2 protein-coding genes are annotated in these 2,135 nt (G+C 69.4%); both read right to left on the bottom strand.

What is annotated here, in order from left to right; all coding sequences use genetic code 11:
- The coding region (locus GKQ77_RS32005; RefSeq protein WP_308117847.1) for an acyl-CoA carboxylase subunit beta at positions 1-1,029 on the bottom strand (1,029 nt) is incomplete at its 3' end.
- A 321-nt stretch (positions 1,030-1,350) separates the two neighbouring features.
- Positions 1,351-2,135, bottom strand: a 785-nt coding sequence (locus tag GKQ77_RS32000) for an ABC transporter permease (RefSeq protein WP_372460046.1), incomplete at its 5' end; no start/stop codon positions are given.

Below are 2,135 nucleotides of genomic sequence, written 5' to 3'. Positions count from 1 at the left end.
CTGCGGCTGGTTCGCGACGATCCCGACGACCTTGCCGTCAAGACGGGCCAGCGCACAGATGATGTTCCGCGCCCACCGCTCATGCACCTCAAGGAAGTCGCCGTCGTCGACAAGCTCCTCGATCACCTTGGCCATGTCGTACGGGCGGTTGCCGTCGGCCGGAACCAGGTCGAGCAGGACGTCCGAGCGCCGGTTGGCCGGGTCGTCGGACTCGTGCGCCGGGGGGTTCTCGCGGTTGTTGGAGGGCAGCATCGCGATGAGGTACCGGACCTCGGCGAGGCAGGTCTCCTCGTCGTCGTACGCGAAATGCGCGACGCCGGAGGTCTCGGCGTGCACGTCCGCGCCGCCCAGACCGTTCTGCGTGATCTCCTCGCCGGTCACCGCGCGGACGACGTCCGGCCCGGTGATGAACATCTGCGAGGTCTCACGGACCATGAAGACGAAGTCGGTCAGGGCCGGGCTGTAGGCCGCGCCGCCCGCGCACGGGCCGAGCATCACGCTGATCTGCGGGATGACGCCCGAGGCCTTGGTGTTGCGCTGGAAGATGCCGCCGTAACCGGCGAGGGCGGAGACGCCCTCCTGGATACGGGCGCCGGCGCCGTCGTTCAGGGAGACCAGCGGGGCACCGGCCGCGATGGCCATGTCCATGATCTTGTGGATCTTCGTGGCGTGCGCCTCACCGAGCGCGCCGCCGAAGATGCGGAAGTCGTGCGCGTAGACGAAGACCGTGCGGCCCTCGACCGTGCCCCAACCGGTGATGACACCGTCGGTGTAGGGCTTCTTGGTCTCCAGGCCGAAGCCCGTGGCGCGGTGCCTGCGCAGCTGCTCGACCTCTTTGAACGAGCCCGGGTCGAGGAGCAGCTCGATCCGCTCGCGTGCGGTCAGCTTGCCCTTGGCGTGCTGCGCCTCGGTCGCCTTCTCGCTGGGCCCGCGCAGCGCCTGCGCACGGATCTCGTGCAGTTCGGCCACGCGCCCACGCGCATCGGTGGGCTCGCCCCCGGAGGAGGCGGTCTCGTCCAAAACGGTCATGTAGCGACCTTACGGAGGGCCCCCAGGGAAACGGACCGTCGACTCTGTACAGTCTCCGGGCCGTTTTCCTGGCAGCCCCGGACAGAAGAGAGGGTGGTTGCTGAAGAAGTGACTGTTCGGGCAGGCGCCGTCTGTAGAGTCTCCACAAAGAATGTCCTGTGCGCGGCCTCGTAGGGGTCGCGTAGGGGTTCCGTGCCGGGTGAGAGACGCCTCACAGGACGACACGCGGGGCCGCACCCGGCGGCCCCGCGTGAACCGTAGCGCTGTCGGCCTCCCATTGGTGGAGGCCGACAAACGTACGACGGTGTTCCGGTCGGCGTCTCAGCGGGTGGCGGGGCGGTTGAACTGGGACCGCGCCCACAGGAACCCGCCGATGGTGATGGCCACGCCCCAGCCGACGGCCAGCGGCCCGAACTTGCCGATCTCGTCGCCGAGGAGCAGCCCGCGCAGGGTCTCGATGAAGGCGGTGTAGGGCTGCCACTCGGCGAAGTGGCGCAGCCAGTCCGGCATCGAGTCGAGCGGCACGAACGCGCTGCTGAGGAAGGGCAGCAGGAAGGAGAAGGGGATGGCGGCGCTGCTGGCCGCCTCCGGGGCCCTGACCAGCTGGCCGAGCGCGACCGCGAGCCAGGTGAGGGCGGAGCACATCAGCGTGAGGAGCCCGGCCACCGCGACCCACTCGAGGGGTTCGGCTCCGGAGCGGAAGCCCACGAGGAAGGCGACCCCGATGACGAGGACGACGCTGAGCAGCGTCTGGATGACGGCGCCTACGGCACGTCCCGTCAGGATCGAGGAGGCGCTGATCGGCATCGTACGGAAGCGGGCCACGATGCCGTCGGTCAGGTCGACGCAGACGCCGACCGTGGTGGGCAGGACGCCCGCGCCGACGGCCATCAGCAGGATGCCGGGGACGAGGTAGTCGATGTACTCCGCGCCCGTGGCGCCCATGCCGGCCGACATCGTGCCGCCGAAGACGTAGTTGAAGAGCAGCAGCATGGTGATGGGCATGATCACCAGGCTGATCGTCATGGCCGGGTAGCGGCGGGCGTGCCGGAGGTTGCGGCGCAGCATGGTCAGGGAGTTGCGCAGCGCGGAGGGCTGGGCGGGCC

This window comes from Streptomyces anatolicus, assembly GCF_019400875.1.
Classification (GTDB): Bacteria; Actinomycetota; Actinomycetes; order Streptomycetales; family Streptomycetaceae; genus Streptomyces; species Streptomyces anatolicus.
Note: the sequence above shows the minus strand (reverse complement) of the source record. Positions and strands in the feature narration are given on the sequence as shown.